16 protein-coding genes and 2 tRNA genes are annotated in these 23,650 nt (G+C 67.4%); 5 read left to right on the top strand and 13 right to left on the bottom strand.

Annotated features, from left to right (window positions below; genetic code table 11):
* Positions 1–126: 126 nt before the first annotated feature.
* From ABH915_RS16340 to ABH915_RS16365, 6 genes are all read right to left on the bottom strand, one after another.
* Positions 127–1,521 (bottom strand): gluconate:H+ symporter, encoded by a 1,395-nt coding sequence (locus ABH915_RS16340; RefSeq protein ID WP_026538400.1) that lies wholly within the window; start codon positions 1,519–1,521, stop codon positions 127–129.
* A gap of 53 nt (positions 1,522–1,574) precedes the next feature.
* On the bottom strand, positions 1,575–2,105 hold the full coding sequence (locus ABH915_RS16345; RefSeq protein ID WP_370123230.1) for a gluconokinase: 531 nt from the start codon (positions 2,103–2,105) through the stop codon (positions 1,575–1,577).
* Between the two features lie 75 nt (positions 2,106–2,180).
* On the bottom strand, positions 2,181–2,960 hold the full coding sequence (locus ABH915_RS16350) for a PIG-L deacetylase family protein (protein WP_370123233.1): 780 nt from the start codon (positions 2,958–2,960) through the stop codon (positions 2,181–2,183).
* A gap of 4 nt (positions 2,961–2,964) precedes the next feature.
* Positions 2,965–3,915, bottom strand: coding sequence for an electron transfer flavoprotein subunit alpha/FixB family protein (locus ABH915_RS16355; RefSeq protein ID WP_370123235.1), 951 nt, complete (start codon positions 3,913–3,915; stop codon positions 2,965–2,967).
* A gap of 17 nt (positions 3,916–3,932) precedes the next feature.
* Positions 3,933–4,733, bottom strand: coding sequence for an electron transfer flavoprotein subunit beta (locus tag ABH915_RS16360; protein WP_370125025.1), 801 nt, complete (start codon positions 4,731–4,733; stop codon positions 3,933–3,935).
* 300 nt (positions 4,734–5,033) lie between these two features.
* Positions 5,034–6,752, bottom strand: coding sequence for a trypsin-like peptidase domain-containing protein (locus tag ABH915_RS16365; RefSeq protein ID WP_370123237.1), 1,719 nt, complete (start codon positions 6,750–6,752; stop codon positions 5,034–5,036).
* Positions 6,753–7,049: 297 nt separating this feature from the next.
* Between ABH915_RS16365 and ABH915_RS16370 the strand changes: the two genes are divergently transcribed.
* From ABH915_RS16370 to ABH915_RS16385, 4 genes are all read left to right on the top strand, one after another.
* Positions 7,050–9,110, top strand: a complete 2,061-nt coding sequence (locus ABH915_RS16370; RefSeq protein WP_370123239.1) for a TPM domain-containing protein — start codon at positions 7,050–7,052, stop codon at positions 9,108–9,110.
* A 172-nt stretch (positions 9,111–9,282) separates the two neighbouring features.
* On the top strand, positions 9,283–10,074 hold the full coding sequence (locus ABH915_RS16375; protein WP_370123241.1) for a PspA/IM30 family protein: 792 nt from the start codon (positions 9,283–9,285) through the stop codon (positions 10,072–10,074).
* A 171-nt stretch (positions 10,075–10,245) separates the two neighbouring features.
* Complete coding sequence (locus ABH915_RS16380) at positions 10,246–11,670, top strand: deoxyribodipyrimidine photo-lyase (protein WP_370123244.1); 1,425 nt, start codon at positions 10,246–10,248, stop codon at positions 11,668–11,670.
* 164 nt (positions 11,671–11,834) lie between these two features.
* Positions 11,835–12,416 carry a dihydrofolate reductase family protein gene (locus ABH915_RS16385; RefSeq protein ID WP_370123246.1) on the top strand — a complete coding sequence of 194 codons (582 nt, stop codon included), beginning with the start codon at positions 11,835–11,837 and terminating at the stop codon, positions 12,414–12,416.
* A 214-nt stretch (positions 12,417–12,630) separates the two neighbouring features.
* Here the strand turns inward: ABH915_RS16385 and ABH915_RS16390 are convergent.
* The 4 genes from ABH915_RS16390 to ABH915_RS16405 all read right to left on the bottom strand — a co-directional run bounded on the left by ABH915_RS16390 (position 12,631) and on the right by ABH915_RS16405 (position 17,771).
* Positions 12,631–12,704: transfer RNA gene (locus tag ABH915_RS16390), tRNA-Met, on the bottom strand.
* A 341-nt stretch (positions 12,705–13,045) separates the two neighbouring features.
* Positions 13,046–13,119: transfer RNA gene (locus ABH915_RS16395), tRNA-Met, on the bottom strand.
* A 285-nt stretch (positions 13,120–13,404) separates the two neighbouring features.
* The gene (locus ABH915_RS16400) at positions 13,405–16,416 is read right to left on the bottom strand and encodes a UPF0182 family protein (RefSeq protein ID WP_370123249.1); all 3,012 of its coding nucleotides are present in this window, start codon (positions 16,414–16,416) and stop codon (positions 13,405–13,407) included.
* A 212-nt stretch (positions 16,417–16,628) separates the two neighbouring features.
* The gene (locus ABH915_RS16405; protein WP_370123252.1) at positions 16,629–17,771 is read right to left on the bottom strand and encodes a PDZ domain-containing protein; all 1,143 of its coding nucleotides are present in this window, start codon (positions 17,769–17,771) and stop codon (positions 16,629–16,631) included.
* 254 nt (positions 17,772–18,025) lie between these two features.
* On the opposite strand from ABH915_RS16405, the gene ABH915_RS16410 reads away from it, so the two are divergent.
* Positions 18,026–19,543 carry a zinc-dependent metalloprotease gene (locus tag ABH915_RS16410; protein WP_370123255.1) on the top strand — a complete coding sequence of 506 codons (1,518 nt, stop codon included), beginning with the start codon at positions 18,026–18,028 and terminating at the stop codon, positions 19,541–19,543.
* A 7-nt stretch (positions 19,544–19,550) separates the two neighbouring features.
* Here the strand turns inward: ABH915_RS16410 and ABH915_RS16415 are convergent, their stop codons facing one another.
* From ABH915_RS16415 to nudC, 3 genes are all read right to left on the bottom strand, one after another.
* Positions 19,551–20,195 carry a M48 family metallopeptidase gene (locus ABH915_RS16415; protein ID WP_370123257.1) on the bottom strand — a complete coding sequence of 215 codons (645 nt, stop codon included), beginning with the start codon at positions 20,193–20,195 and terminating at the stop codon, positions 19,551–19,553.
* Entirely contained in the window at positions 20,195–22,297 is a 2,103-nt protein-coding gene (locus ABH915_RS16420; protein ID WP_370125026.1) for an ATP-dependent DNA helicase UvrD2, read from the bottom strand. Before ABH915_RS16420 ends, ABH915_RS16415 begins: the two co-directional genes overlap by 1 nt.
* A 160-nt stretch (positions 22,298–22,457) precedes the next feature.
* A complete protein-coding gene (gene nudC, locus ABH915_RS16425; RefSeq protein WP_231386287.1) occupies positions 22,458–23,435 on the bottom strand; it encodes an NAD(+) diphosphatase in 978 nt (325 codons plus the stop codon).
* Positions 23,436–23,650 lie beyond the last annotated feature (215 nt).

Raw genomic sequence — 23,650 nt, forward strand, 5'->3', positions numbered from 1 at the left:
GCAGACACAAAGCCGCCCGGGCCTTGGCTCCTTCCGTAGAAGGACTCAAGGCCCGGGCGGCTTCTGTGTTGTGTCCGGCGGGCGTCCTGTCCGGTGGACGTCTTGTCCGGTGGACGTCTTGTCCGGCTAAATGACCAGCGAGAGCAGCATGACCAGGCCGAAGCTCACCACGGAGATCAGCGTTTCCATGACGGACCAGGTCTTGAACGTCTGGCCCACCGTGAGTCCGAACAGCTCCTTGACGAGCCAGAACCCGGCGTCGTTCACGTGCGAAAAGAACAGCGAGCCCGCACCGATCGCCAGCGCCAGGAGGGCTGCGTGCGTCGGCGACAGCGAACTGGCCAGCGGTGCCACGATGCCGGCGGCCGTCACTGTGGCGACGGTGGCCGAGCCGGTCGCCAGGCGCAGGGCAACGGCCACGATGAAGCCGAGCACCAGGACGGACATGTTGGTCCCCTCGGCCCAAGCCTTCACGGAGTCACCGACGCCGGCGCCGATCAGCGTCTGCTTGAAGCCGCCGCCTGCGCCGACGATCAGGATGATCCCCGCGATCGGGCCCAGGCTGGCCGCGATCTTGCTCGTGATCTTGGCGCCGTTCAGGCCCACGGCGTAGCCGAAGGTCACCATGGCCAGCAGGACGGCCAGGGTCATCGCCACCAGCGGCTGCCCGACGAAGTCGAAGAACATCCGGATCGCCGGGGCCGTCCTGGGGTCGGGCCAGATGATGTCCACGACGGCCCTGAGCAGCATGAGGACCACCGGGAAGAGGATGGTCAGCAGCGTGACGGTGAAGTTCGGCGGGCGCTTGACGCCCTCCATGTCCGCGCCATGCACCGTGTCGACGCCGCCGGCGACGGCGGGGGCGCCCACCGGCACCCAGCGGGCCGCCAAACGCGAGAAGAGCGGGCCGCAGATAATCACCGTGGGCACGGCGATGAGGATGCCGAGGGCCAGGGTGGTGCCCAGTTCCGCCTTGACGGCGCTGATCGCGATCAGCGGTCCCGGGTGCGGCGGCACCAGCCCGTGCAGCACGGACAGGCCGGCCAGCGCCGGGATGGCGATGCGCATCAGTGGCATCTTCGAGCGCTGCGTGACCAGGACGATCACCGGCAGCAGCAGGACGAGCCCGATCTCGAAGAACATCGGCAGGCCGATGATCACGGCGACCAGGGTGATGGACCAGACCAGCTTGTTTCCGGTGGCCTTGGCCAGGAGGGTGTCGACCACCCGGTTGGCGCCGCCGGAGTCGGCGAGCAGTTTGCCCAGCATCGCGCCGAGGGCGACCAGCAGGCCGACTTCCTTCAGGACGCCGCCCACACCGTCTTCGAAGTTGGCGATCACCTTGGCCGGTTCCACACCGGCGGCGAGGCCGACGAATCCGGATCCCAGGATCAGGGCCAGGAAGGGGTGGAACTTGAATTTGGCGATCAGCACCACGAGCAGGGCGATGCCCAGGCCCGCAATGAGCAGTAGTTGGGTATTGACGCCGGTCCCGGCCTCAACGGCAGCCGGAAGCTGCATTGCTAACAGTGATTTCACAAAAATTCCTTGGTCGCGGCGGAACGCGGGAAGGCTCAGGGCCTGGCGTCGGCGGCGTCGAGATTAAGTCGGGTGATGATTTCCTGTGCTTCTTCCGCCGGCGTTGCGGAGACGGACAGGGAAATGAAGTTTTCGTCCGCTGTGGGGGCTTCGAGCGCGTCGAACTGGGACTCCAGCAGGGCCGGGGGCATGAAGTGCCCGTGGCGGGAAGCCAGCCGGTCGGAGATCTTGTCCCGTGATCCCTCAAGGAACACGAAGACCACCCCTTCGCCGCGCAGAATGTCCCGGTAGCGCTTCTTCAGCGCCGAACAGGTCACGACGCCGGGATTCCCGGACCCGGTGTGGGCCCTGATCCAGTCGGCAATGCTTTCGAGCCAGGGCCACCGGTCCTCGTCGGTCAGCGGCTGTCCTGCGTGCATCTTCGCGACGTTTGATTCGGGGTGCAGATCATCGCCCTCGGCCAGGTCCCAGCCCAGCCTGCCGGCCAGAAGTCCCGCGACAGTTGATTTGCCGGATCCGGAGACGCCCATGATCACAAGAACGGGGTGTTGCGCAGTCTTCGCCATCAAAGTCTGCCTTCCATCAAATAAATATGATTTAAACAGAGGCCAGCTTATGGCAGAGGTTGTGCTGCAGCAACACTAGAAGCCGGCGATGGTCCCCTGGCCGTTAACTGTTACGACATGGAAGGCCTCGGCGCTGCGCCCGGCGGGAAGTCCGGCGCGGGCCCCGGTGCCGAGCATGAGGCCGCGGACCGTGCGCTCCATGGCGTCGACGTCGGGATGCTGGCTGACGTGGATGTGGATGGCGGCCAGTTTGCTCTCCACATGCTCTGTGACGTCCACGAAGTGGTTTTCGCGCTCTTCCGGCCCGGCGAAGAGCCACAGCCAGGGCAATTTGTAGGCCTCCAGCCCGGCCTCGGCCAGTTCCGGGTACGCAAACGGGTTTTCCAGGGCGGGGTACACAGCACGGGTCACGGCCTCCCCCACGGCCAGGTGGTCCGGATGGCTCTTCTGGATCCGGTTCCAGTTGCGTTCCGGATGCATGGACACCACGACGTCGGGCCGGAGCTGCCGGATCAGGCGCACCACCTCGCGCATCACCTCATGCGAAGGTTCGAGGTAGCCGTCGCGCTGGTGCAGGTAATGGATGTCCGTGACGCCGACCAGGGCGGCGGCGCGCTGCTGCTCCGCAACGCGCAGCCGCACGATTTCCTCCCGCTGCTCCGGATCAAAGCCGCCGGCATCGCCGTCGGTCATGATGCAGTAGCTGACCTGGACGCCGGCGGCGGTCCATGCTGCAACCGTGCCGGCGGCGCCGAAATCGATGTCGTCGGGGTGGGCCGTGAAACAAAGCACCCGCTCGATCCGGGAGGTCTCCGGATCGAACGGGCTTTGTGCCGGGATGGCGGTGGTGCTCATGCGGTCAGCCTCTGCGCTTCTTGATTTCGGCGGTGGCCTGCGGCAGGACCTGGAAGAGGTCGCCCACAATGCCGAAGTCCGCGATCTCGAAGACCGGCGATTCGGCGTCCTTGTTCACGGCCACGATCACCTTGGCGGTCTGCATGCCGGCTTTCTGCTGGATGGCTCCGGAAATGCCCGCGGAGATGTAGAGCTGCGGCGCGACGGTCTTGCCGGTCTGGCCGATCTGCGCGTCATGGCCGATCCAGCCGGCGTCCGTGGCAGCCCGCGAGGCGCCGATGGCCGCGCCGAGGGCGTCGGCGAGTTCCTCCAGCGGACCAAAGTTTCCGTCTACGCCGCGGCCGCCGGCCACGACGATCCGCGCCTCGGACAGATCGGGGCGTCCGCTGGCAGGCTTTTCGGTGCGCGCCGTGACCCGGGCGGCGGCCGCGGTCACGTCAGGGACCTGGACAGTGATACTTTCCGGCGCCGTGCCGGTGACCGCGGGCTCGGGCGTGACGCTGTTGGGCTTCACGGTCAGCACGGAAACGGGCGTCGTGGCCTTCGCGGTGGTGGTGTAGGACCCGGCCAGCACGGACTTGTGTGCCGTTCCGTCGGGGTCCACGGCCACGACGTCTGTGATGACGCCGGCGCCGAGCCTGATGCCGAGCCGGGCGGCGATTTCCTTGCCCTCGGCCGAGTTCTCGGCCAGGACCACGCCAGCCCCGGCGGCGTCGGCGGCCGCGGCCAGGAATGCCGCCTTGGGTCCTACGAGGTAGTCGTCGAGGTCCTCGGCAGACGGGCGGTACAGTGCCTGGGTGCCGTAGGCGGCCAGGGTCGAGGCGACGTCGTCGTGCAGTTCGCCGTTGACGGCGGCGACGGTCTCGCCCAGGGAACGGGCGATCGTGAGCAGTTCCAGGCTCGACTTCTTCAGCGCGGCACCGGGATTGTCGATGAAAACGAGTACTTTTGCCATGATTCGGATAATCCCCTTTAGAGCAGCTTCTGGGCGGCCAGGAACTCGACCAGCTGGATGCCGGCGTCGCCTTCGTCGGTGATAATGGTGCCGGCCGTCCGCGGCGGGCGGGCCTCTGCGGTCTCGACGGCGGTCCAGGAACCGGACTTGCCCACCTGGGCAGCGTCGACGCCGATGTCGGCAAGGCTCAAGGTGGTGATGGATTTCTTCTTCGCCGCCATGATGCCCTTGAAGTTGGGGTACCGCGGATCATTGATCTGGTCGGTGACGGAAACGACGGCCGGCAGTGCGGCCTCAATGGTGTCCGCGTGGGTGTCGCCGTCGCGGCGGGCGGTGAGCTTGCCGGCGTCGAGCTCCAGGGACGCGGCGAAAGTTACCTGCGGGAGACCCAGCCGTTCAGCGAGCTGTGCCGGGACCAGCGAGGTCTCCCCGTCCGTGGAGGACATCCCTGTGAGGATCAGGTCCGCGGGGACATCCGCGCCGAGGTGGCGGATCGCGGCGGCCAGCGCCAGCGACGTGGCCGCGGCATCAGAACCGGCCAAGGCCTCATCGCTGAGGTGCACGCCTTCCGTGGCGCCGATCTGGAGGGACTTCTTCACAGCATTGACGGCCCCGGCCGGGCCCATGCTCAGTGCGATGACCTTGTTGCCGGCCGCTTCTCCGCCGCGGGCCTCGGTCAGCTGCAGCGCCGCTTCCAGGGCGTATTCATCCAGTTCGGACAGGATGCTTTCGGAGCGGTCCACCGTGTTGGCCTCATCGGTGAGGTGGCGGTCGAACTGCGCATCCGGGACGTGCTTGACCAGCACAATGATTTTCAGAGTTTCTTCCACTGTGTCTACAGCAGCCTTCCATGCGGGTGGACAGCCGCCCCTGACGGGGTCATGGCCACGGATCGCCCGGCAGCCGGGCTGTTCCTAGCTAACCATATAGCCGCCGGGCAGCGCGGCCACGGTTAAGGTCTGTGTCAGCGAACGGGCCCGGGACGGCAAAGGCCGGGCCGCACCTTTCCGGTGCCGCCCGGCCTGCCCGGTACTGCGCTGTTCTTGACTGTTGCGCAGTCTGCCGCTGCGCTGTTTACTGCTGCGCTGGCTTCCTACTGCTCAGGTTACTGCTCAGTTCTACTGCTCAGCTGCGGCGCCGAGCGTCACGTCGACGTCCTTGAGTTGGCCGCCGCGCAGCACAGTCACCTTGACCGTGGCCCCGGCGGCCTGTTCCCGCACCGCCGCGGTGAGCTGGTTGGGATCGCTGATGGTCAGGTTCTGGAACTTCGTCACGACGTCGCCGACCTTGATGCCGGCCTTGTCTGCGGCCGAGCCGGACTCGACGGTCGCGACCTCCGCGCCCACCGAGAACCCGGAGGAGGACGAGCCGGCGGCCTTGGGCTTCACGCTGACGCCGAACTGCCCGTGGGAGGCTTTGCCGGCGCTGATGATCTCCTGGGCCACGCGCTTGGCATGGTTGATGGGGATGCTGAAGCCCACGCCGATGTTGCCGCTGCTGCTTCCGCTGGCCGCGTCGCCGCCGGCGGAGGCGATCGCGACGTTGACGCCGATGATTTCGCCCTTGGTGTTCACCAGCGCGCCGCCGGAGTTACCCGGATTGATGGCCGCGTCCGTCTGAATGACATTGATCGAGATCGAGCCCTGATCCGCGGTGTTCGGAGTCTCGCCGCCGCCGGGAGGTGCGAACTGGAAGCCCTGGTCACCGCCTTGGGAGTTGTCCGCACCGTCCTTCGGCGCAGCCGAGGATGCCACGCTGATGGTCCGGTTCAGGGTTGAGACGATGCCGTCCGTGACTGTTCCGGTGAGTCCCAGCGGCGATCCGATGGCGACGGCAGTGTCGCCGACGTTCAGCTTGCCCGAATCACCGAGCGTTGCCGGGACCAGCCCCGAGGGGTTCTCGATCTTGATCACGGCGAGGTCGGAAAGCGGGTCGGTACCGACGATCTTCGCGGAGTAGACCTTGCCGTCGCTGGTCCGGACCTCCATGGAAGCGTTCGCGGCCTTGCCGTCGAGTGTCACCACGTGGGTGTTGGTCAGCACGTGGCCCTGGGTGTCGAGGATGATCCCGCTGCCGGTGCCGCCGTCGCTGCCGCTGGTTGCCTTGATGGTCACAACACTCGGGGAAGCCTTGAGGGCGGCGGCGGTGATGGCGTTGACGTCGTCCCTGTTGTTGACGATCACCGGACCGGCCTGGCTCGTGTTGCTCGCGGCGGACGGGGCAAGACGGTCGCCCAGCAGGACGTTGCTGCCGGCCACCACGCCGCCGCCGATCAGGCCGGCGGCCACGATGCTGGCCACGAGGGTGGGAACGCCGAATGCCGCCTTGCGCTTGGGGGCGTGTGCCGGGTCGTTCGCAAAGGCCGGGCCGGAAGGGTAGGACGGGCCCGACGGCGGCTGGCCGCCGGAGTGGGCACCGTAGGGGTTGGCGCCGTACTGCGACTGGCCGTACGGGGCTTGCTGCGACTGGCCGTACGGGGTTTGCTGCGACTGGCCGTAGGGCGGTTGGCCGGGCTGGCCTTGGCCGGGCTGCGATGGTCCGCCGTAGGGGCCTGCTTGCTGGGCCGGGGCGCCTATCTGCTGGGTGTCCGCGGCGGGCGGCTGGTGCTGCTGGTACACCGGACGCGGTGCGCCGTCCTCGGTGCGGTCCAGCCGGAGGGTCGGGTTCTCGGGCGCCGGGCTTCCCGCGGCCGGGCTTTCGGATACCGGATTTCCCGGTGCCGCCTCAGGCGTGCGGCCGGCATGCGGCTGCTCCGGCGAGCCCTCCTGTGCTCCCGCCGGTTCCTGGTTCTGTTGTGTCGGCTCCGGTGACACACCCGGCACTGGGTTCTCAGTCATGAGACTTCCTTTCATCCTCGTCTGCATTTAACTATGGACGCTCAGGCTGACACTAGAGCGGACATTTGCTGGGAGGTTCCTGAACGGACAGTTTCGCGGCCCGCGGGCCGGTGTTTCTTTGGTTAAGCGCGTTTCGCTGGTGGCATATTCCCCTAGGTGGACTGCCATTTGGGTGCACCATAGAATCAAATGGAAATGCCACAGCGACCTGCGGCTTTACATCTGCGTGGGGGCGCTGCTGCTTTCTGTGACGGCTGGTTCGACCGAACCGGTCCCAGAAGTGCTGAAGGGTTGCACATGCGGTCTAAGTTGAATCGTTTCCTCGCCGTCCTTGGCGTCGCTGGATTGCTGGCGCTCCCCGCCGCTCCAGCCCTGGCCGAAGATCCGGTGACCATTCCGTCCGGGCAGAACATCGTGGACAGTGCGAACGTGCTCGGCAGCCGCAAGGCCGAAGTCCAGGACGCCATCCAAAAGCTCCTGAAGGACCACAAGTACAACCTCTACGTCATCACGGCAAAGACGTTCGAGAATCCGGCCGACCCCAAGGCGTGGGCGCAGGCCGTCGCGACCAACAAGGGCATGGGCAAGGCCGACGTCATCCTGACCATGTCCGACGATGGCAAGTACTACTTCTCACCCAGTTCGGCCAGCGCCATCTATCCCAAGACGTCCAACATCGTCCAGAACGCCATCGTGCCGAACCTGGCTGGCGGAAAGCGCGACTTCTCCCAGGCCGCCATTGATACGGCCGCTGCGGTGGGCGACGCGGCCGGCGGCGGCAGCGGAACGGTGCCCTCCGGCGACGGAGCGGGCAGCGCCGTCCTCGTGGGAGTCGGCGTCGTGGCTGTGGGCGGAGCTGGAACGTACCTGTACCTGCGCAACCGGCGGAAGAAGGCCCTGCAAAGTTCGGGGGCGTCAGCCGGGGCCCAAGGCTCGCAGCCGGACCCGCTGGCGGGGCTCAGCGTGGCCGAGCTGCGCCGGAAGAGCGATTCGCTGCTGATCGAAGCCGACGACGCCATCAAGTCCAGTGAGCAGGAGCTCGGATTCGCCCAGGCCCAGTACGGCGACGCCGCGGTGGGCAATTTCACCAAAGCGTTGCAGGAGGCCAAGGGCCACATGACGGAATCGTTCAAGCTGCAGCAGCAGCTTGACGACCACATCCCCGACACCGAGGAGCAGCAACGGAGCTGGCTCGTTGAAATCATCGGCCGCTCCGAGGCCGCGCTGGCATCGCTGCAGGAACAGAAAGCGGATTTCGATTCCCTCCGGGAGCTGGAAAAGAACGCCCCGCAGGCCCTCGCCGCCGTCGGCGCCGGCGCCGCGGACGCCCAGGCAAGGCTGGCCAGCGCCGAACAGTCCCTGACCGATCTGCGTGCCAAGTACGCCGAGAGTGCCCTGGTCCAGGTTGCGGACAACATCAAACAGGCCAAGGAACGTCTCGACTTCGTGCAGAATGCCTCCACGGCGGCGCACGAAAAGCTCGCCGCGGGTGAGAGCAGCCTCGCCGCGGTCGCGGTCCGCGCCGCCGAGGAAAGCCTGCACCAGACGAACGTGCTGATCGGCGCCATCACCAAGGTGGCCGGCAGCCTCGACGAGGCACGCAACAGCCTGGAAGCCGCGGTCGTCGATACCGCCCAGGACCTGGCCCAGGCGAAGGCGATGATCCAGTCCGGCGCCCATCCGGAACTTGCCGGCCCTGTGGCCGCGGCGGAAGCTGCGCTTGCCCAGGTCAAGGCGGAAATCCAGGGCGGCAAGATTGATCCGATCGCGACGCTGGAACGGGTGGTCACGGCCCACCAGGCACTCGACCAGTCCCTCGCCGGAATCCGCGACCAGCAGGACCAGACGCGCCGGGCCCAGGCCTCACTGCAGCAGAGCATCATGTCGGCCCAGGCCCAGATCAGCGCGACGTCGGACTACATCACCGCCCGCCGCGGTGGCGTGGGCACCGATGCCCGCACCCGCCTGGCGGAAGCCCAGCGGAACCTGGACTATGCGCTCTCCATTTCCCGCACTGACCCTGTCACGGCCTTGCAGTACGCGCAGCAGGCCTACGCGCTGGCGGCACAGGCCGCGCAGCTGGCCCAGTCCGACGTTGACCAATTCGGCGGCTACGCCAACCAGGGCCAAGGCTACGGCCGGGGTGGCATGTTCGGCGGCAGCAGCGGAGGGGGCCTCGGCGGCGCGATCCTCGGCGGAATCCTCATCAACTCGATCCTCCACGGCGGAGGCGGCGGCTGGGGCGGCGGCGGCGGAGGCTGGGGCGGCGGAGGCGGCGATGATTCCGGCGGCGGCTGGGGTGGCGGCGACTTTGGCGGCGGCGGAGACTTCGGTGGCGGAGACTCCGGAAGTTTCTAGCCTGTTGGCCCCGCCCCCGCAGGGGACAAAGTGGGGAAACAGGGACGGCAAACTTTGACGGGAAACTTTACAGACCACGCGCCGGCCACAACGGCCCGGACAGCGGATAGATGCGATACATCATCGATCACTGGAAGCAGTGAGACAACGGAGCAGGACGAAAGGTAACACCATGGTTAAGCAGTCCATTTTCGGCCGCATGGCGCAGCTGGCGAAGGCAAACATCAATTCGCTGCTGGACCAGGCCGAAGATCCGCAGAAAATGCTGGACCAGATGGTCCGTGACTACACGAACAACATCGCGGAGGCGGAGTCCGCCGTGGCCCAGACCATCGGCAACCTGCGCATGCTCCAGGACGACTACAACGAGGACGTCCGCAACGCCCAGGATTGGGGCAGAAAGGCCCTCGCCGCCTCGCGCAAGGCCGACGAGTACCGGGCGAAGGGCGACGTCGGCGATGCCGAGAAGTTCGACAACCTGGCCAAGGTAGCTTTGCAGCGCCAGATGGGTTCCGAGAACGAGGCCAAGGCTGCCGAGCCGAGCATCGCGTCCCAGACCGAGGTGGTGGACAAGCTCAAGCACGGCCTTGACCAGATGAAGGGCAAGCTCAACGAACTGACCAGCAAGCGCAATGAGCTGGTGGCCCGGTCCAAGACCGTGCAGGCCCAGAGCCAGGTTCACGACGCCCTCAAGAGCATCAACATCATGGACCCCACCTCCGAGGTGGGCCGCTTCGAACAGAAGATCCGCCGCGAAGAAGCCAAGGTCCGCGGCCAGCAGGAGCTCGCCGCCTCGAGCCTGGACGCCCAGTTCAATTCGCTGGAAGATCTGGGCGAGCAGACCGAGATCGAAGCCCGGCTGGCAGCGCTGAAGTCCGGCGGCTCCCCCGCCGCTATCGGCGCCGGGGAACCGAGCACCGAGTCCGGTTCCACGGTCGACGAGGCCGACTTCGACAAGCTCTGACCCGCCGGTCCGGCGTTTCCGCCGGACAGGATGCACGCATCAGTCCCGCGGGCCGGGCTCCGGCGGGCAAACCTGACACCTCAGGATCGCCCGCCGGAGCCCGGCCCTTGTTGTGGCTGTATTTCACCGTTCCGGCGCCCGCGCCGGCGGCCGCGCGTGTACCGTGGATCCATGTCTGCGACCCTTGTCTGGCTCCGTGACGACCTCCGGCTGGATGACAATCCGGCACTGGCGGAGGCCGCCGCCCTGCACCAACCCCTGACCGTCGTCTATGTCCTGGATGAGGAGTCACCCGGCATCCGGCCGCTGGGCGGCGCGGTGAAGTGGTGGCTCCACCATTCCCTGGCCGGCCTGGCCGCCGCGCTGGAGGCCACGGGCTCGCGGCTGGTGCTCCGCCGCGGCCCGGCCGCCCGGATCATCCAGGACCTCGCGGTGGAGACGTCGGCAGACGCGCTGCTGTGGAACCGCCGTTACGGTGGCCCTGAACGCGCCGTCGACGCAGGACTGAAGAGCTGGGCCAGCGGGGAGGGCCTGAACGCCACGAGCTTCCAGGCGAACCTCATGTTCGAGCCGTGGACCGTTCGCACAGGCAGCGGGGGACCCTACAAGGTGTTCACGCCGTTCTGGAAGGCCTGCATGGCCGGTGCCGAGCCGCGGCAGCCGATGGCGGCCCCGGACCGGCTGCCGGCCCCTGCACACACCCGCGGCGGCAGCCTGCCGGCGAGCGAAACGCTCGAAAGCTGGGGCCTGCTCCCCCGTAGCCCCGACTGGAGCTCTGGACTGGCCGGCACGTGGACACCGGGAGAAGCAGGCGCCCTCAGCCGCCTCGAGGATTTCGTGGACGGACCGGCGGCAGAATATGGCACCGGCCGCGACGTTCCGGGTGTCGAAGGTACCAGCCGGCTCTCGCCGCACCTGCGCTTTGGCGAAATCAGCCCCTTCCGGATCTGGCACACGCTGCGCCACAGCTTTGCGCCGGGGGCTCCGGCCGACGTCGGGATCTTCCGTTCCGAACTGGGCTGGCGGGAATTCTGCTGGCAGCTGCTGTACGAGAATCCGGATCTGGCGACGCGGAACTACCGGCCGGAGTTCGACCGCTTTCAGTGGCAGCCGGCGTCGGGCGACGAGCTCAAGGCCTGGCAGCAGGGCCGTACGGGCTACCCGATGGTGGACGCGGGCATGCGCCAGCTCTGGCAAACGGGCTGGATGCACAACCGCGTGCGGATGGCGGCCGCGTCCTTCCTGGTGAAGAACCTGCTGGCCGACTGGCGGCTGGGCGAGGCCTGGTTCTGGGACACGCTGGTGGACGCCGATGCCGCGAGCAACCCGGCCAACTGGCAGTGGGTCGCGGGCTCGGGTGCCGACGCGTCGCCGTATTTCCGGATCTTCAACCCGGTCACGCAGAGCAAAAAGTTCGACGCCGCCGGTCGTTACCTGCGCGGGTACATTCCCGAGCTCGCCGCGCTGGACGACAAGACAGTCCACGAGCCCTGGAAGGCCGACAGCGCCGCCGCCGGCTACCCCGCGCCGATCGTGGACCTTGCCGAGTCCCGGGCACGGGCGCTGGCGACCTATCAGCGGCTCAAGGACGGCTGAGGGCCAGCTCTGGGCCCGCTGGGGCGGCCGGTTCCGGGCCGGCCGTGTCGGGTAAGTCCCGGCCACGTGCTGGACTGCTGGCCACTGCCGGACGATGATTTCTTACAAGAGCGAGAGCGCACGACACGCTAATTGGGGGGCACGCCAAAGCAAAGGAGAGCCTCGTGGGCAAGGTGGTCATGTACAGCTCGGTGTCGGTGGACGGCTTCATCGCGGACGAGCACGACCAGCCCGGACCGCTGTTCGACTGGTTGTCCAGCGGTGACGTTCCGTTGGACGAGAGCGGCGAGTTGAAGGTATCGCAGACGTCCTACGACTACACCCGGCTGTACTGGGACCAGATCGGGGCGACAATCGTCGGCCGCCACGTCTTCGACATGACGGACGGCTGGGACGGGAAGCCTCCGGGCGGAGTCGACCACGTAGTCGTCGTGACACACCGGCCGAAGCCCGGGGGCTGGGACCCCGAGGGGTCGTTTCACTTCGTCGGCGGCGTCGAGGCTGCAGTGGCCAAGGCGCAGGAGCTTGCCGGTGACCGCCTGGTCGAGGTCGCCGCCGGCGACGTCGGTGGCCAGGTGCTTGCCGCGGGCCTGATCGACGAGGTGCGCATGGACGTGGCACCCGTCGTGTTCGGGTCCGGCAAGCGCTACTTCGGGTCGGTCCACGCGCAGCACCTGTTGGAGGATCCTGACGTGGTGATTCAGGGCAACCGGGTGCTTCACCTGCGCTATCAGGTGCGCCGTTGACCGATCTGAACGGGCACGCAAAGTAGTCCACAGCGAACGGTGACACAAGATCGGGCCTCCGCCCGCGTTTGCGCATCCTCGGAAGACCTCGACACCTGCCCCGGGACCGACGCGCCAGCCGCCATCCACCCGGCGACTACACCCTCAACTGTGAAGAGCCCTTAAAGCGAAAGGTCCGGAACACTGTTTCCAGTGTTCCGGACCTTCTCTCCAGTTGCGGGGACAGGATTTGAACCTGTGACCTCTGGGTTATGAGCCCAGCGAGCTACCGAACTGCTCCACCCCGCGTCGCTTGATCAACTCTACCCTAGTTTCCGGACCGCCCTGACCACGCCCCCGGCCCGGCCCAGCCGCCGCCCGCCCTCCGGGGCGGCTTTGGGCTCCATTCCGGCGCCGGGTCCAGTGTCTGCGGCGTGTCCGTGTCAAAGTGCCCCCGGGCCGCATCCGCCGGGCGGGAGCAGGGGCACCCGCCCGGTAGCTCAGGGTTCCGGCAGGACGCCCCTGGTACGGCCGGGATTCCTACACATTTTGTCCTGTAACCCGGCTTTCCGGCTTCCGGACCGTCCCCCGAGCGGCTTAAAGCAAAAGGTCCGGAACACTGTTTCCAGTGTTCCGGACCTTTTCTCCAGTTGCGGGGACAGGATTTGAACCTGTGACCTCTGGGTTATGAGCCCAGCGAGCTACCGAACTGCTCCACCCCGCGTCGCAAGAACAACTCTACCTGCCGGTGAACTTGAGGCCAAATCGAGGTGGCGTGATGTGCATCTCGCCACCAGCGAGCGTCCACGCAGGTCCATGCAGGTCCACCCGCGCCCGATCAAGACCTGTCCAAACCGGTCAAGGCCGCAGGGATCGAATCCGGTCCGTCTACGCCACAGGCCGGGGCCTGGCCTCTCCGGAGAGGGCAAACCCGGCCTGTCGGACCGTGCACAGCCGGCGCCCGGCCCCAGCTCAATGTCAGGAGCCTGCCAGCGTCAGCTGCGGATAGCTAGCCGCCCGCCGTCGCCGACGGCGTGGCTGACGGGGTGGCTGAAGGCGTCGGCGTGGCGGTGCCAGCCGGGGCGGCCGGGGTTTCCAGCTTCGCTTCGGCCTCGAGAGCCTTTTGCAGGGCGGCAGCGAGCTTCTTCTGCTGGTCACCGTAGGTCGCAAAGTCGCCCTTCGCGAGGGCGTCCTGGCCGGCCTTGATCGCGGCATTGGCCTCGTCCAGCGCGGCCTTCAGCTCTGCCTTCGCGTCGGTGGTGCCAGGCGGCGTCGCACCCCCTGGCGTGGTGGGCGTGGCCGGCGTTTGTCCCTTGTTCGCCGAGTCTCCTGCCGCGGCCCCCGAATTTCCGCCGAACAGCTGGTTCAAGGCCTCGTCCAGGGTGGGCGCGAACCCGATCTTGTCGCCGAACGCCACCAGGACCCGCTGCAGCGTCGGGTAGGAGGTCTCACCCGTGGAGCGCAAATAGACGGGCTGGACATACGCCATGCCACCGCCGACCGGCAGGGTCAGGAGGTTGCCGTTGAGAACCGCCGACGCGCCCTGGCGCAGCAGGTTGAGGGCCTGCGAAACCGTGGGGTCGGAGTTGAACTTGTTCTGCGCCTGGCCGGGGCCGGGGACCTGGGTTTCCGGCGGGATCTGCAGGAGCCTGAGCTGGCCGTAGCTGTCCGCCTTGACGCCCTTCTGGTTGCCGGCGTCGGAGTCCGCGGCCAGGAAGCCGTAAAGCACGTTGCGGGCGTTGCCGTTGACCACCTGCGGGATGAACGACGACGTCAGCTGGAACGCCGGCTTGTCCTGGTCGGGCATCTTCAGCGACATGTAGTACGGCGGCTGCTTGACCTCGTCCTTGACGGTGGGGTCGTTGGGAACGGACCAGGCGTCAATGTTGGTGTAGAAGCTGTCCGGGTTGGTCACGTGGTAGCGGCCCAGGAGCTCGCGCTGGACCTTGAACAGGTCCTCCGGGTACCGCACGTGGCTCATGAGCGCGCCGGACATCTCCGAGTACGGCTTCACCGACGTCGGGAAGATCTTCTGCCAGGCCTTCAGGACCGGATCCTGGTCGTCCCAGGCGTACAGCGTCACGGAGCCGTCATAGGCATCCACGGTGGCCTTGACCGAGTTGCGGATGTAGTTCACCGAGCTGTTCGGCAGGGCTACTGTCCGGTTCGCGGCGGTCTGTGAGTCGGCCGTGGCGGCGGAGAGCTGCTCCTGCTGGGAGTACGGGAAGTACGGGCTCGTGGTGTATCCGTCCACGATCCACTTCACCCTGCCGTCGACGACGGCGGGGTACGGGTTGCCGTCAACGGTCAGGTAGGGCGCCACCTTTTCGACGCGGTCCCGCGGGTTGCGGTCGTAGAGGATCTGGGACTCGGCGTTCACGCCGTCGGAAAGCAGCAGGTCCGAGGACTGGAACTTGATCGCGTAGAGGATCTTGTTGAAGAAGCTGCCCACGTTCGGGCCGCCGTTGCCGGTGAAGGTGTACTGCGTCTCGCCGTCGCCTTCCTTGGCCGCGGGCCGGTCCTGCTCACGGTGCGGTGCACCGTCCGGGGCGCCCACGATCGAGTAGTCGGGCGAGTCCTGGCCGAAGTAAACGCGGGGCTGATAAGTCGAATCGTTGCCGAGCGCACCGGTGGACGGGATGCCCGCCTGCAGGAAGTCCGGCTTGCCGTCCACGGTGAACTTGTTGCCCTTGGCGGCGACAACGCCGTAGCCGTGTGTGTACACGACGTGCCGGTTGAGCCAGGACTGCTGGTTCGTGGCCAGCCCGTCCGGGTTGAGTTCGCGGACGGCGATGACCGTGTCCTGGATCTTGCCGTCGATCTCGTAGCGGTCCACGTTCAGGGCGCTGGGGAACTGGTAGTAGGGCCGGTACTGTTCCAGTTGCGAGAACGCATCAGAGATCAGGTTCGGATCCAGCAGCCGGATGTTGGCGGTGGTCTGTGCATCGGGAGCCAGCGCGCCGGTGGTGGCATTGGTGGTGGCGTTGTACCGCTTTTCCTGGACCTTATCCAGGCCGTAGGCGGCACGGGTCATCGCGATGTTCCGCTTGATGTATTCGTTCTCCAGGGTCTGCTCCGAGGGCCGGACCTGGAACTGCTGGATGACCCACGGGTAGACGCCGCCGGCCAGGATGGCCGTGATGATGAGCATGGCAGTGCCGATCACCGGGAGACGCCACTTGCCGATCACCGCGGCGACGATGAACAGCACGGCGACGATGGCCGCGGCCACGGCCAGGATGGCCTTGGTCGGAATGACGGCGTTGACGTCCGTGTACAGCGCACCGGCCCAGCGCCCGCCGTTATTCTGCACCGTGGAGTAGCGGTCCAGCCAGAAGTTGATGCCCATCAGCACCAGGAAGGCGGCGCCCGTGACAGCCAGGTGGATCTGCGCGGCGCGGCTGGTGAAGATCCCGCGTTCCATGATCCGGATGCTGCCGTACAGGTAGTGGGTGAGGATACCGGCAAGGCCGGCGATCACCGTGACACTGATGAGGAACCCGGTGACGAAGCCAAGGAAAGGAAGCGTCATGAGGTAGAAGCTGATGTCGAGCCCGAACTGCGGATCGTTCTGGCCGAACGGCTCCTGGTTCAGGAACAGGAGCACTTTCTGCCACTGGCTGGCCGCGGCGCTGCCGGCAAACAGGCCAAAGAGGACGGGAAGCCCCACCATCACGACGCGCCGGATCGGTTCAAGCTGGGCCTGGTAGCGGTTGAGGTTGTCCCGGATTTCCGAGTCTGGGGCGTACACCGGCCGCGCATGGTAGGCAATCCGGATGGCGAAGAAGACGGCCGTGAACATGACGGCGAAACCTGCCAGGAAGATCACAATCCTGGCGAGGTTCTCGGTCATGAACACCCCGAAGTAGCCCAGCTGCTGGTACCAGAGGACATCCGTCCAGACATTGGCGAAGAAGATGAATCCGACCACGATCAGGGCCACGATGATCAGCGTCGGCGTCAGGGCGCCGCGTCGTGTCTGGGGTCTTCCGGGCGGGACAGTGCTGGCGGGACGGGACAAACTCGGTACCTCATAGCTGGTCGTACTGCTGGTTTTTAGTTATCAGTCGCTGCTGCGGCTCAGTCTGGCGACCAAGTGCCGGTGTTGCAGGGTTGATGCATTCTAACGGCCGTCGCCGCCGTTCCGTCAGGGCCCTGCAGCAGGGTCACGTCTGGCCGGCGCGGCCGTCATTAGTGCCACGAGTGGGGGCGGCGCTTAGTTCCGCGGCCAGTCTAGTTGTTGGTGCAGACCGGCAGGCCCGATGTGTCGCCGCCTGACGCGGCCAGTTCAACTGCTTTGCGGGCCTCGGTGAGGTTCTCGACCCGGACCACCTGCAGTCCGTCGGGGATGTGGCCCAGGACGTCTTCGCAGTTGGCCGCCGGCGCCAGGAACAGCGTGGCCCCGCCGGACCGCGCCCCCTGCATTTTCTGGGCGATCCCGCCGATGGGTCCTACGGCGCCGTCCGGGGTGATGGTTCCGGTCCCGGCGATGTGCTTGCCGCCGGTCAGGTCCCCCGGAGTGACGGTGTCAATGATGCCAAGCGCAAACATCATGCCCGCACTGGGGCCACCGACCTTATCGAGCGAGATGGTGACATCGAACGGGAACGTGAACTTGTACTGCAGCAAGACGCCGAGGATGTAGCGGCCCGCGCTGTTCTTGGCCGGAGTGATGGTAACGGGCACCCGGGCGCCGGCGCGTTCCACAATGACCTTGGCGGGTTTGCCGTTGCCGGCGGCCAGTTCCGCCTGGACCACGCCGAGCGCGGTAATCGGCTTGTCATTGATGGAGACAAGTTCGTCCCCTGCCTGCAGCAGCCCCTTCGAGGCGGAGTCGTCCGGGAGGCCGGCCACCTGCATTTTCTGCCCGAACGGAATCTTCAGTTCCTTCAGTGCCGAGGCGATGGCGTTCTCCTGGGAGGTGGTCATCGCGGTGGCGCTCTCCTGCTGGGACTGCTCCTTGGTGACGCCGGTCGGGAACAGCAACTCCTGGGGGTAGACGGCTTTGGTGCCGTTCAGCCATGCCGAGAAGGCCTCGACGACGCTGACCGGGCCGTTGGGACCGCCGTCGACATAGACAGTGGTGAGGTCCAGGCTGCCTTTGGCGGGATACGACTCATGGCCGCTGACGCTGATGACCGGTTTGCCGTTGTCCTGGCCGATGGTGTTGAAGGTGGGGCCGGGAGACTCGATCACGTAGGGCACCGGCAGGCTCACCGCTGTGATGCCCAGGGCGGCGGCAAGCAGCCCCGAGACCAGCATGGCCGAAGACCGGTTGTTGCGCGGGCGCCGCACGCCGGCCAGTCGCGCCCTTCTGCCCCGGGCAGGGCCGGCCGCTGGGTCGCTGGCGGGCTGCTCACCGTGGGTGATTGTCATTGAACGACCTCTCCGTGCCGGCACGAGATGCTGCGGCCCGCCAGGACAAGCCCGAGGACACCGCAACCACGCACCAGGGCCGCAGCCTAACCCGAGGCTGCCGCGTGCAAATATTCCAACTTCCAAGCCTACGCGCTTGGGACCCCGGACCGCTCTTTGCCTACAGCGAACGTGGCGCGGTTTCGGCAGACAGCCACTCTTGCACAGGGGTACCGTGAAGTTGAGAAGCAGCCACACCGACGATCGGCGGGATCATGACCTCCAACCCACTCAATCCGTCCAATGGCGACGAGGAACCCAAGGATCCCCTGGCCGAAATGCTCAAGAACCTGATGGGCGGGCAGGGCATGGGCAATATCGACCCAGCCGAACTCGCCAAGGCAGCAGGCCTCCCGGACGATCCCAACCTCCTGGCCCAGATGTTCTCCCAGGTGCAGGCGATGATGAGCGCCCCCTCGGAGGGGCCCGTCAATTGGCAGCTGGCGCATGAGAACGCCCGGCGGGTCGCCGCCAGCGGATCCGATCCCTCGGTCACGGCGCAGCAGTCGCGGGAGGTCGACGAGGCCCTTCGGCTGGCCGAACTGTGGCTTGACCAGGTCACCGGGCTTCCGGCCACGGGACTGATCGGCCGGGCGTGGTCCCGCGCCGAGTGGGTCGAGGAAACCCTGGGGACGTGGAAGCGGCTGACCGAGCCCGTGGCCAACAGCATCGCCAATGCGCTCTCGGCCGCCATGACCGAGCAGATGCCCGAGGAAATGAAGTCCATGATGGGCGGCGCCTCCTCGATGATCCAGAACATGGGCGGGGCGATCTTCGGCATGCAGCTCGGCCAGGCGATCGGCGCGCTCTCGGCTGAAGTGGTCAGCTCGACGGACATCGGCGTGCCCCTGGCCGACCTTGAAATGGCGCTCCTGCCGGCCAACGTGGCGAAATTCGGTGAGGGCCTCAGCCTGCCGGAGAACGACATCCGCCTGTTCCTGGCCGTGCGCGAGGCGGCGCACGCCCGCCTCTTCGTCCAGGTCCCCTGGCTGCGCGGGCACCTGCTCGGCGCGATCGAGGCGTACGCCCGCGGCATCCACATCGACACGTCCAAGATCGAAGAACTGGCACGCGAGATCGATCCCAGCAACCCCGAGGGCATCCAGGAGGCGCTCTCGCAGGGCGTCTTCATGCCGCAGCGCACTCCCGCCCAGGAGCAGGCCCTTGAAAAGCTGGAAACGGCGCTGGCCCTGGTGGAGGGCTGGGTGGACGAACTCACCTGGGGTGCGACCGAGAAGCTGCTGCCCTCCGCCGCTGCGTTGCGCGAAACCGTCCGGCGGCGCCGCGCCACCGGGGGCCCAGCCGAGCACGCGTTCTCCTCCCTCGTGGGGCTCGAACTGCGGCCGCGCCGGCTCCGCGAGGCCGCCACACTGTGGGCCTTGCTCAAGGACGAGCGCGGGGTGGACGGCCGCGACGCCGTTTGGCAGCATCCCGACCTGCTGCCCACGGCAGAGGACCTGGAAGATCCGCAGGGCTTCAGCGAACGCCGCAAACTCGCCGAAGCCAGCGACAGCGAAGTGGACGACGCCCTGCAGAAGCTGCTTAGCGGAGGGTTCGACGAGCCGGCCGGCACCGACGCCACGGAAACCGAGGGCACCGCAGAGTCAGAGCGTACCGCGGAGCCCGGCGCGTCCGGCCAGGAATCGGCGGCCAAGCAGGACGACGACGACGAACGTCAGGACGGCGGCCCGGAACACGGCGGTCCGGAAGACGGCGGCACGCCCAAGGCGTAACCGAACGCTAGTGGGCCCCGGCCGGGACTTCGGTTCCGTCCGGGGCTTCGTCGTATCCGCCGCCGGGCGCGAGGCCGCGTGAGGTCGCAAACGAGACCCCTTCCAGGAAGGCCTTGGCGCGCTCAGTCTCCGGGTACGCGGTCAGCAACCGCCAAAAAGCGGCATCGTGGCCGGCCACCAGGAGGTGGGCCAGTTCGTGGAGCAGCACGTAGTCGATCACCCACTGCGGCATGGGCTGCAGCTTCACCGAGAGCCGGATGGTCCCTTCGGACGGCGTCGCGGAACCCCAGCGCGAATTCTGGTTGGTGACCCAGCGGACCGAGGAGGGCACCGCTCTGCCGCCCAGATACTTCGCCGACAGGGCGGCGGCGTGGGCGGCCAGGTCGGCATCGCTGCGGGGGCGCCGCCGGCCGGAACCAGGCGCCGCCCGGTCCCCCTGGCGCCGGAGTTTTTCCAGCATGCGATGGACCCACTCCCGTTCCTGGGCCCTGCTGAAGGAAGCGGGGATGGCGACGACGGCGGTGCCGTCCTCCCAGAACGCGGCGACCGTGCGGCGTCGGCGGGCAGAGCGGCGCACCACCACCGGGGCGCCGTCGGCGGTGGTCAGCGGTGTGGCCGCCGGAGCTGCGCCGGGCTTCACTGAACCGGGCATCACTGAACCGTGCTTTCGGCCAGGACCGTCAGGACGGCCTCGCCGTACTTCTCCAGTTTGGATGGACCAACGCCGGCGAGTTTGGCCAACTGCTCCAGCGATTCGGGGCGTGCCTCGGCGATGGCAGTCAAGGTGGCATCGGTGAACACGACAAAAGCCGGGACGTCGGCCTCAAGGGCCACGTCCTTCCGCCATTGCCTGAGCGCGTCGAACGTCTGTTCCTCGTAGCTGGGCGGGCACTGGTTGCAGCGGCCCACCTTGCGCTCCGCGCCGCTGGAGAGCATGCTGCCGCAGACCCGGCACGACGCCGGGACGGCCGCCTTCCGGCGCGGCGCCGGCCCCTTGCCCCGCAGTTGGGAGCTGGCCACCGAGTCGGGGCGCAGGCCGTCCAGGAAGCGCGAAGGCTTGCGGTTGGGGCGTCCGCCCGGTGTCCGGGCAGTGGACCAAGACAGCGACAGGTGTTCGCGGGCGCGGGTGATGCCGACATACAGCAGCCGGCGCTCCTCGTCCACCGCCTCGGGGGTGTCAGCGAACGAGATCGGCACGAGGCCCTCGCTCAGCCCGACCAAGAACACGGCGTCCCATTCCAGGCCCTTGGCGGCGTGCAGCGATGCCAGGGTGACGCCCTGGACGGTCGGTGCGTGCTGGGCCAGGGACCTTTCCTGGAGCTCGTTGACGAAGTCCGGGAGCGCGAACTGCGGGCCCCTGCTGATCACGAGTTCGTCGGCCAGCGCCACGAGGGCGGCCAGCGATTCCCAGCGCTCCCGGAGCGCGCCCCCGCTGTGCGGCGCCGCGTCCGTGTAGCCCAGGGAGGCGACGATGTCCCGGACCAGCTGCCCGAGCGGCTCGGGCGTGGCGGTTTCGGCCACGGCCCGGGTGGCGGCCCGGAGCTGCAGGATGGCATCCCGGACCTCCTTCCGCGCGAAGAACCGCTCACCGCCGCGCAGCTGGTACCCGATCCCTGCCGAGGCCAGCGCCTGTTCGTAGGCTTCGGACTGCCCGTTGGTGCGGAAGAGCACGGCGACCTGGCTCGCCGGAGTTCCGACGTCCAGGAGTTCGCGGATCCGCGCGGCGACCGTGGCGGCCTCCGCCTCGTCATCCGAGCATTCGGTGAACCGCGGCACCGGGCCTGCCGGCCGCTGCGCCACGAGCTGCAAAGGTGTGGCCCAGGCGGCGTCCGCCACCGGGCCGCCGCTGCGCCGGCCGGCGAGGAGGTCGTTGGCGAGCCTGACAACCTGGGGCGTGGAGCGGTAGTCCCGGATCAGCTTGACGACGTGGGCCTCGGGATACATCGCTTTGAACCCGAGCAGGTGCTTCGGGGAGGCGCCGGTGAAGGAGTAGATGGTCTGGCTGGCGTCGCCCACGACGCAGAGCTCGTCGCGGCCGCCGAGCCACAGCTCCAGGAGCCGCTGCTGCAGCGGCGAGACGTCCTGGTACTCGTCAACGACGAAGTGCCGGTACTGTTCCCGGACGGTCGCTGCCACCTTCGGGTCCTCCTGCAGGATCCCCACGGTGATCAGCAGCACGTCCTCGAAGTCGATGACGTTGCGGTCGGTCTTGACGTCCTCATAGGACTGGAAGACCCGCGCCACGGCCGTCAGGTCGAAGCCGCCCGGGTTGCCGCGGCCCTGGGCATTTTCCAGATAGTTCGCCGGGGTCAGCATGGATACCTTGGCCCACTCGATTTCGGAGGCGAGGTCCCGGATGGAGGCGCGGTCCGTGCTAAGCCGGAGCCGCCGCGCGGCCTCGGCAATCATCTGTGCCTTGTGGTCCAGCAGGTTGGGCAACGTGCCGCCCACCGCCTGCGGCCAGAAGAACTGCAGCTGGCGCAGCGCCGCGGCGTGGAAGGTGCGGGCCTGAACGTTGCCGACGCCGAGGTCACGGAGCCGGCTGCGCATCTCGGCGGCAGCCCGGGCCGTGAAAGTGACAGCGAGGAGCCGTTGCGGGCTGTACACCCCTGAGTGCACGCCGTAGGCGATCCGGTGCGTGATGGCGCGGGTCTTGCCGGTGCCGGCGCCGGCCAGGACACACATCGGCCCCTGAAGGGTGCTGGCGACCTCGCGCTGTTCGGCGTCGAGGCCTCCGAGGATCCGTTCCTCCAGCGAGCGGCCGTCAGGCTCGGGGGCATCGCCGGCCGGGGCATCGCCCGACGTCGTGCCGCCGGACGGTTCCCCGCCGGGGATGGTGCTGAAGTTCAATTTCTCTGTGGTCACTTTGCTGCTTAGTCGGTAGTCGGTGTCCTGCGGATGGGGGCAGGCCTGGTCAGGCGCTGTCCGCGGCGTCCTGAATGACGCCGCCGTACCAGTGTTCAATAAGGGACCGGGCAATGGAGAGCCTGCTGGAAATGACGATCTCGCCGCTGAGGACGGCGTCCTGGAGTTCGCTCCGGCTGAACCAGCGCGCCCTGGTGACCTCGACGCCGTCGGGCCGGGCCTCGGTGTCCGGCGTGGTGGCCGTGAAACCGAGCATCAGGGAGGCGGGAAACGGCCAGGACTGCGATCCGAGGTACTGGGAAGCGGTGACGCGGACCCCGACTTCCTCGCCGATTTCGCGCTGCACGGCCTGTTCGAGCGACTCCCCCGGCTCGACGAAGCCGGCGAGGGTCGAATAGTTTCGGGCATCGAGCGGGCCGCCTCCGCCCAGCAGCAGTCTCCCGTCGGGGCCTACCACGGTGACGATGATGGCCGGATCCGTCCGGGGGAAGTGCTCGGAGTTATCGGCCGGGCAGCGCCGGACCCAGCCGCCGGCTTCCGGCTGCGTGGGAGTGCCGCAGCGCGGGCAGTGCGTGTGGGTGGAGTGCCAGTTGGCGATGGCGCTGGCTTCAATGAACAGCGCAGTGTCCGTGGCGTTCAGGCGTGCTGCGACTTCGCGGAAACCCACCCACTGCGCATCGCTGGGAACGCCGGCCACGTGGGCCTCGAATTCCTCGGCCTGGACTTCGAACTGAACGGGGAGGACAAAGAGGACGAGCTCGGTGCCGGCGTCGAGGTCCGAGCCCGCCAGGGCGGAACCGAGGTAAATCACGTGTTCGGGAGCATACGGGGTGTTGGCCAGGTGCCCGGAGAGCTCGGCCGCGTTGAGGAGCACGAGGCTGTTGCCGCTGACGAGGGCCTGCCGGCCGGAGAGCACCATGGCCTGCGCCGAGCCTGAACCGACCAGTTCCGCGAGCATTCCGGGTTTCCCCCGCGCCGCTGATCCACGGTCGATCAGGGCCGGGCGCACGGGAAGGACAGTCTCCATGAGGTGGTTTGCCGGCAGGGGGTGCACCGGCGGGGCCGCACCGTCGGGTGCCGGCGATTCGGAGGGGGTTTGCTGTGATGCCGATGACGATCCTGGTGACGATGCCGGTGACTCCGCAAGACTCATATACCCACCGTACTGACTCGGGCAGACAATTGACATTTGCCGGTCATGCCGCCGGGAACTCCATGGCGTGTGCGGGACAGGCCGTTTAC

The sequence above is a fragment of the Arthrobacter sp. MW3 TE3886 genome (assembly GCF_041262145.1).
In the GTDB taxonomy this organism is placed as follows: Bacteria; Actinomycetota; Actinomycetes; order Actinomycetales; family Micrococcaceae; genus Arthrobacter.